The following is a 7,548-nucleotide window of genomic DNA, read 5'->3' on the forward strand; positions in this document are numbered from 1 at the left end:
CAAATCCCAGGTCAACGGCCTGGGATTTCTGTTGCGGTGATCATCGACCATGGAAGCGGGAGCGAAACGGGAGCACACCGACTCCCGTGCCTCCGGATGGCCCTATCCAGTTGGACCCTTGGGGAAGATCTAGGGCGGCATACAAGCTCCGCAGTAAGACAGACGATGCTCACCTTGAGCAGAGCAGTGCCGCCGCCAGGACTCACAACGAATTCGGTGTGAGGCGTTGAGTGATGTTGTCGTCAGGGCTGCGGGAACAGCGTGGTGCCATCAACAATGGGCCAGTGGGTTGGCGCGCGTGGTGGTCCCGGCGGTCGTGGCGGAGCCGAGTGGGCTGGGTCCTGCTCGGGTGGACCCTGATGATGGTTTGTGTAGCCCTCCCGGTGTGGGCGCTGACGGCGGGGGATCTCACCCAGGTGGCAGGGTGGGCAAACATCCTGGCTCTGCCGATCACCGCGCTCGGGGTGGTGCTGGTGCTCGCCGATCGGGATCGGGTCACCGCCGTGGACGGGGGTCGGCGGCGACCGTGGATGGCTCCGCCGTTGGACCGGATGGTGCTGCGCCCGGAATTGAGTGATCGGCTGGTCGAGGCGTTGATCACGCCGGGGGCGGACGAGGTGGGGTTGACCACGGGGCTGCACGGTGCGGGTGGGTTCGGCAAGACTCAGTTGGCCACCTGGGTGTGCCACCGGCCGCAGATCGACCGGCGCTTTCCCGGCGGCCTGCTCTGGGTGACGATCGGCCAGGAGGTGCACGGCGCGGATCTCGCTGTGCGGATAAATGACCTGGCCTTCGCGCTGAGTGGGCAGCGGCCGGCGATTTCCGACCCGGTCGCGGCCGGTTCGGAGCTGGGTCGGCTGCTGGACCAGCGGGGGGCGGTGCTGCTGGTCATCGATGACGTGTGGGTGGAATCCCAGATCAGGCCGTTTCGCATCGGCGGAGGGCGCTGTACCCGGCTGGTGACCACCCGCATCCCCGACCTGTTGCCCGGCGGCGGGCCGCGCATCCTGGTGGACGTCATGTCGGCTGAGCAGGCCCGTCAGCTGGTCACGGATGGCGTGACGGGGCTTTCGGCGCAGGCGGCGGATCGGCTGACTAATTTGGCTGGACGGTGGCCGATCTTGCTGAACCTGGTCAACGGAGTGCTGCGGCGCCGGGCTGCGCGCGGTCAACCATCTGAGCAGGCAGCAGAGGAGATCGCGTCGAAGCTGGCTGCAGAGGGGCCGCTGGCGTTCGACCCGGCACGCCCTGCGGATCGCGGCCAAGCCGTCGCCGCGACAGTCGAGGCGAGCCTGGCCCTGCTCGATCCCGACGACAGGGAGCGTTACCTGGACCTCGCGGTGTTCCCCGAGGATGTCGACATTCCGATGGACATGCTTCGGTTGTTATGGCCGTATGGCAGGGCCGACGCGCTGTGCGAGGACTTGGTGGGGCTGGGCCTGGCGGCCGACTACAGGCTGGATTCACCCGGCCCGCGGCTGGTTCTCCATGACGTGATGCGCGGCTATCTGTTCACCCGGCGCAGCGCCCTGGAACAGGCCGACGTACACAGGCGCCTGGTCGACGCTGCGGCTGGGCTGCTGCCCTCCCATCCTGAGCCGACGTCGTGGTGGCTATTACCCGCCGACGCCGACTACCTGTGGCGCTACCTTCCCCATCACCTGAAACAGGCGGGCCGGACCGGCGAACTGTCCGCGCTCCTGACGGATCTGCGGTGGGCGGAGGTCAAGACCGCACGGTTCGGCTCGGCGGTTCCCGTCGCCGCTGACCTGGAGTTGGTCGACACACCAGAGGTCAGCGCGCTGCGCTCGGCGCTCCAGCGGGGCGCGAATCTGCTCGGCCCGATCGACCCGCCCACCGCGCTCGGCGCGACCCTGGCGGGTCAGTTGCACGGCGTGGCCGCCCTGGAAACCATCCTCGCCCGCTACCGGACCACCCTGTCCAGGCCGTTCCTGGAGCCCGCCCCCTCCCTGCCCGACCTTGCCGACCCGACTCAGCAAGCCGCTGATAGCCACACCGGCCCGGTGACCAGTTGCGCGTTCTCCCCAGACGGCACATTGCTGGCCACCACCAGCGACGACCGGACGGTTCGCCTTTGGCGGGTGGCCGACGGGTCGGTGCAGGCAGTGTTGTCAGGTCACACCGGCGGGGTGTGGGACTGCGCGTTCTCCCCAGACGGCACATTGCTGGCCACCGCTGGAGAGGATGCGACGGTCCGGCTGTGGCAACTGCCTGAGGGTCTCCAACAGGCGGCGCTGGTGGGTCACACCAGTGGCGTCTGGGGTTGCGCCTTCTCCCCCGATGGCACCCTGCTGGCTTCCACCAGCGTCGACGAGACGGCCCGCCTTTGGCGCATCGCCGATCACGGCGAGCAGGCGGTGCTGTCCGGACACATCGGTGCGGTGCGCAGTTGCGTGTTCTCCCCGGATGGCACGCTGTTGGCCACCCACGGCAGCGATCGGACCGTTCGACTATGGCAGGCGCCAACCGGCGACCAGCACGCGGTGCTCGGCGGCCACGCCAGCCACGTGGGGTCGTGTGCCTTCTCCCCAGACGGCACATTGCTCGCAGCGGGCGAAGCAGACGGAATGGTGCGGCTGTGGCGGGTCGGGACCGGCGTCCAGGAGACCGTCCTGGAGACCCATGCCGGCTGGGTGCGGGACTGCGCCTTCTCCCCGAACGGGTCGTTGCTCGCGACCACAGGCAACGACCAGACGGGGCGGCTGTGGGAGCTGCCCACCGGCCATCAGAAGGCGCTGCTGGGCCACCGCAGGACGGTCAGCCAGGCGGTCTTCTCCCCTGATGGCGCCCTCCTGGCCACGACCAGCACGCATGGCGCAGTCCACTTGTGGCGGGTGGAGGACGGTACTCGGCGAATCGCCCTGACTGGCTACGCCGGCCGGGTCTACAGTTGCGCCTTCTCCCCAGACGGCACGCTTATGGTGGGCGGTGGCAGCGACCACACGGCCCGGCTGTGGCACGTCAACGATGGCCGCTCCCACGCCGTGCTGACCGGACACACCAGTGCTGTGATCAGCTGTGCGTTCTCTCCGGACGGCACACTGGTCGCGACCTGCGGCGGCGACCACACGGCCCGGCTGTGGCACGTCGACGACGGCCGCCCCTACGCGGTGCTGACCGGACACACCGACCTCGTGAACGGCTGCGCCTTCTCCCCCGATGGCCGATTGCTCGCCACCGTAGGCGAGGACAAGACAGCCCGCCTGTGGCAGATCGCTGACGGTATCCAGCAAAGGGTGCTGACCGGACACACCGACTTCGTGAACGGTTGCGCATTTTCCCCGGACGGCACGCAGCTCGCCACCGTCGGTGACGACCGGGCTGCCCGGCTGTGGCGGGTGGCCGACGGTTCCGCACTGGCGAAGTTCGATCACACCGGCTGGGTGGTCAGGTGCGCCTTCTCCCCCGACGGCACCCTACTCGCCACCGTCGGCGACGGGACCGTGCGAATGTGGCAGGTCGCAAATCATCAGTGCCGCTGTGCCCTCCGTATCGGCCACGGCCTCACCGGCATCGCGTGGCATCCTGACGGAACGAGACTCTGCACCGTCGGCGGGGCCGGGGTGCACATGCTCACCTACCTGCCCTGAGAGGGCACCGGTGTAGGAGGGGTCCAGGCCGACTTCGCGCATCAGGTCGTTGAGGGCGTCCGGTGTGGCGCCGTAGCGCGTGCCGAGCAACCGGCCCACCAGAAAGTGGAGATGGACCCGGCAGCCCGGTTCGCGTCCCCGACCCGCGTTGCCTTTTAGGACTGGCGTCGAGCAAGCTGCTGGGGATCATGCGACGGTGTCTGCCAGGGACTGCCGACGACAGCCGGGCCAGGGTCAGCCAAGCAGCAACCCTCCACTGCCTACAGCAGCCGACTCGCGTCTACCTACCCAGCCCAGCCGAGCAGATGTCGCGGCCGTGCTCCCGTTTGCTCCCGCCCAAACGCGCTCCCGGCGGGAACGAACGACATTCCCGAACCGCTCCGAACGGGCGTCAACCGACCCCAACGTTCTGCTCCGACCTGCGGCTTCTGGAGAAACTCCAGGTCAGACCATGATCAGAACTACACTGACACGGAAGAGGTCACTGGTTCAATCCCAGTATCGTCCACCATGTTTCAGCAGGTGAGCCAGGGTCCCGGAGTTTCTCCGGGACCCTTTTAGATCTTCGGGAGCCAAACGGGGAGCCACCTCAGGCGGATTCTTGCTGAGGATTGTCGCTAAAGATGATGTTCATGGCTTCCGCACCCTTGGTGATCTCCGGTCTGAGCTGCAAACGGTAGACCGCTTCGGTAACGCGCGTGCCCGCGTGCCCGACGAGATCGGCGATGGTCTCGATGGACACGCCGTGGTCACTCATGATCGACACGTACGAGTGGCCGGAGTTCCCGGGGAGTCCAGCCTTTCCCGATTCCCGCGTTCGTGGTGATCCGCTGGAAGGAGTGCCGCACGTTCGCGGCGTCCATCGGGGCGCCGACACGGGTGGCGAAGACCATGTTGTGGTCCTGCCATGCCTTGCCCGCTTTGAGACGTCGCTTGGCCTGGCGGGTGTGATGACGGCGTAACGCGTCGGCGGCCAGCGTGGGGATCTCCAGCGTCCGGCGCGACTGCTTGGTCTTGGTGTCACCGCCGACACGCACCGACCGCCAGACGTAGATCGCGAACTTCTTGTGATCGAACCCCACGTCGGCTACCGGCGCCACGCCCGGGCCTCCTCTACAGGAGGCGATCGACGCCCGCCCCCACTGAGACCCGGGTCTGCGGCCGGCCCTCTCCTACGCGGACCTCGCCATCGCCATCGCCGATCAAAGCGAACACCCAACCCATCACCGAACCGCCTCCCGATCCACGCTCGGTAGTTTCGTGATGATCATGTGGTCGGCCAGTAGTCGGTCTCCGCAGCCGCACATTCAATTAAGGAAATCGCAAGGCAACTCTACGCTCACCATAATTGATAGTGGCGACTTCGACGGAAATGTGATCCCCCGCTTTGAGTACACCCCTTGAGCTGCCGACCCCATCCTTTGTTAATTCGGATTCAGGAAGCAAACCCTCCACACCTTCTCCAACTTCCACAAAAAGACCGATAGGAGTCACTTTGGTGACACGGCCCTCCACGAGGTTGCCGAGCTGGGTGCGAGCAAAATCCTGAAAAGGATCATGCAGCAAACTCTTGCGCGACAGCAAGATTTGGGCGTCGGCTAGATCTATATGCAAGATGGTGACGGTGACTTCCTGTCCGACACATACAACCTCCGAAGGATGGTTTATACGACTCCAAGATAGATTCAGAGATCTTATCAACCCTTCCATCGGACCAAGATCGACGTATGCACCAAAGTCTGTCATTAGGGAGACAGAGCCCTTGATCACTTGCCCCACCTCCAAGCTGTCCAAAAATACTCTCTCGGCACCACAATCCCCCCCTTCATTTATGGAAACCATTTTTCACCTTCGCCCCAAACGATCGAGTGAACTTACCGTCCAATTGATGATCCCTGGCCCTGCATACGCCACACGCGACGGTGCCGCACCGTCCATGATGCGGCACCGTCCAATCGATCATGCGCCTACAGTTGAATGCTCCTTCTCGGTGCAGCCTCAATCCGCAGACAAATTGAGGCCACCATCAAGAAACGCTACACCCCGACAAGTGACTACCAGGTGTATCCATTGTAATAGTTTACCCACCTGGGATTGGGGTGATATATGAGTTGAAGAGAGGTATCTCTTCCTGATAGATAACCCACTCATAGTGGAAGCGGAGCGGGTTGCCGCTGAAGTCCCCGGTCACCGACTTCGCGTCGCCGAAGGGTGCGAAGGTGCCGCCGCCGGTCAGGCTGAGGTTTCCGTTGACGAAGGCGGCGGTGTCGGCGGTGTCGGCGATGTTGCCGTTAGAGTCGTCCAGGAGCCAGGCCAGGGTCGCCGGTGCCGCCGGTGTCGGCCAGTGCGGTGGCTGTGGCGCTGAGCGGGTCGGCCCACCACAGGTGGACTGGTGCGCCGGCTGCGTCCTTCTCTGTGACGCGGGTCGGGAGGACGCCGACGTTGCCCCCTGTTCGGCTCCGAGGAATCTAATGTCAACTAGAACCCTCGTACTGACATGTCACTGACAACGTCGCCCACGACTCCCCGGTCCCGAGCCATGCGAACACGATCACCTCTGCGACCTGCACGGATGAATTCCGGCACAACTCACGTACCGGCTGCCAAAGCCGCAGCTCACACCCAAGTTCGAGTTTCGAGCAGCACAGTTGGAACGACGTGGAACCTCGTGGAACGCCCTGTCGGATAACGACACCGTTCAAGAGAGCTCACCATGAATTTGATCAGGATAGCAAAGAAGGTCGCCGGGCCGGTCGCGTTGCTGGCCGCATTGAGCCTGGGAATGACCATCGTGACCGCGAGTCCGGCCGCGGCCATCCCCAGGTGCAACCTGAGCATCACCAGCGCTGACACACCAGACGACCACCCGCTCAGGCTGTACAAGCTGGAGGTCACATGCGGGCTCCTCGCCTACACCAGGTGGGATGCGTACGCCGACGACGGCACCCAGGGCACTCAGTACCTCTTCAGCTCCAGCCAGCCCGAGGCACTCGCGGACGCAAGCACGCTGGACGAGGACTTCAACGATTCAGACGAGATCTTCGCCGATGTGGTCTACAAGACCAGCAGCGGGTGGTACCTGACCGTGCGCACCAACACAGTCCACGGCGACTTCTCCTGACGTCGACCGCTCAAACACCCAACTCAGGCGCAGCCGAGCGGATGTAGTGGCCGTGCTCCCGTTTGCTCCCGCCCTGACGCGCTCCCGGCGGGAGCAAGCGATACTCCCGAACTGCTCCGGACCGGCGTCAACAGACCCCTACGTTCCGCCCCTATCTGCGGCTTCTGGAGAAATCCAGGCCAGGCCATGATCGGAACTACACGGACACGGAACAGGTCACTGGCTCAATCCCAGTATCGTCCACCATGTTTTGGCAGATGAGAAAGGGTTTCGGAGTTTCTGTGGAGATCGCGAGTCTGAACATCCGCCGGAATGATCGACTCAGCGGCATCCTCCGGGAGTACCATCATGCGGCTTGACCTGGACGGATGAATTATCGGCGCCCTCGCGCCAGGTGAGGCGCAATTGGGAGCCAAGGACCATCCAATCGGAACGTTTCATCCTCGTTTGCGGCGAACCACACGGCTCGAACCAAAGCGAAAGGATGAACAACAAGTGCGAACCAGATTCCTGAAGCGGACAATGGCCTTCATCGCACGGCCGACCGCGACCCTGGCGGTACTGAGTGCGGCAGTACTCGGGATTGCCCCGATGGCATCCGCCTCATCAAACACGACTCACCCGCTGACGAACACTGTCTACTGCGACTTCCATTTCGGCCCTTCGGGCCAGACGGCAATGATGTGGTACACAAACTGTAACCCCCGCCAGGGAACCCCCGCCGGCAACGTATTCGCCTGTTTCTGGATAACAATCCAGATTGCGGGCCGACCGTACACCTACCACGTCTCGGTCACGCCGCAGCAGACCAAGGGG

6 protein-coding genes are annotated in these 7,548 nt (G+C 64.4%); 3 read left to right on the plus strand and 3 right to left on the minus strand.

The features are described from left to right. Positions 1-329: 329 nt before the first annotated feature. A complete protein-coding gene (locus tag Aph01nite_RS40190) occupies positions 330-3,611 on the plus strand; it encodes an NB-ARC domain-containing protein (RefSeq protein ID WP_204046345.1) in 3,282 nt (1,093 codons plus the stop codon). Between the two features lie 589 nt (positions 3,612-4,200). Here the strand turns inward: Aph01nite_RS40190 and Aph01nite_RS40195 are convergent. From Aph01nite_RS40195 to Aph01nite_RS40205, 3 genes are all read right to left on the minus strand, one after another. Continuing rightward, on the minus strand, positions 4,201-4,353 hold the full coding sequence (locus tag Aph01nite_RS40195; RefSeq protein WP_204046350.1) for a hypothetical protein: 153 nt from the start codon (positions 4,351-4,353) through the stop codon (positions 4,201-4,203). Between the two features lie 7 nt (positions 4,354-4,360). After that, entirely contained in the window at positions 4,361-4,711 is a 351-nt protein-coding gene (locus Aph01nite_RS40200; RefSeq protein WP_204046346.1) for a site-specific integrase, read from the minus strand. A 211-nt stretch (positions 4,712-4,922) separates the two neighbouring features. Beyond that, entirely contained in the window at positions 4,923-5,453 is a 531-nt protein-coding gene (locus Aph01nite_RS40205; protein WP_275419367.1) for a S1 RNA-binding domain-containing protein, read from the minus strand. A gap of 871 nt (positions 5,454-6,324) precedes the next feature. Between Aph01nite_RS40205 and Aph01nite_RS40210 the strand changes: the two genes are divergently transcribed. Together Aph01nite_RS40210 and Aph01nite_RS40215 are read left to right on the plus strand one after the other, a co-directional pair. Then, positions 6,325-6,732 (plus strand): hypothetical protein, encoded by a 408-nt coding sequence (locus Aph01nite_RS40210; protein WP_204046348.1) that lies wholly within the window; start codon positions 6,325-6,327, stop codon positions 6,730-6,732. Between the two features lie 522 nt (positions 6,733-7,254). Next, positions 7,255-7,548 (plus strand): hypothetical protein (locus Aph01nite_RS40215; RefSeq protein WP_204046349.1); only part of this gene is annotated, 294 nt, incomplete at its 3' end.

The sequence above is a fragment of the Acrocarpospora phusangensis genome (assembly GCF_016862995.1).
In the GTDB taxonomy this organism is placed as follows: Bacteria; Actinomycetota; Actinomycetes; order Streptosporangiales; family Streptosporangiaceae; genus Acrocarpospora; species Acrocarpospora phusangensis.

Bases quoted from the DNA above. Each gene is read 5' to 3' on its own strand.
- Aph01nite_RS40210 (WP_204046348.1), top strand. From the start codon at position 6,325: ATGAATTTGATCAGGATAGCAAAGAAGGTCGCCGGGCCGGTCGCGTTG.
- Aph01nite_RS40205 (WP_275419367.1), bottom strand. From the start codon at position 5,453: ATGGTTTCCATAAATGAAGGGGGGGATTGTGGTGCCGAGAGAGTATTT.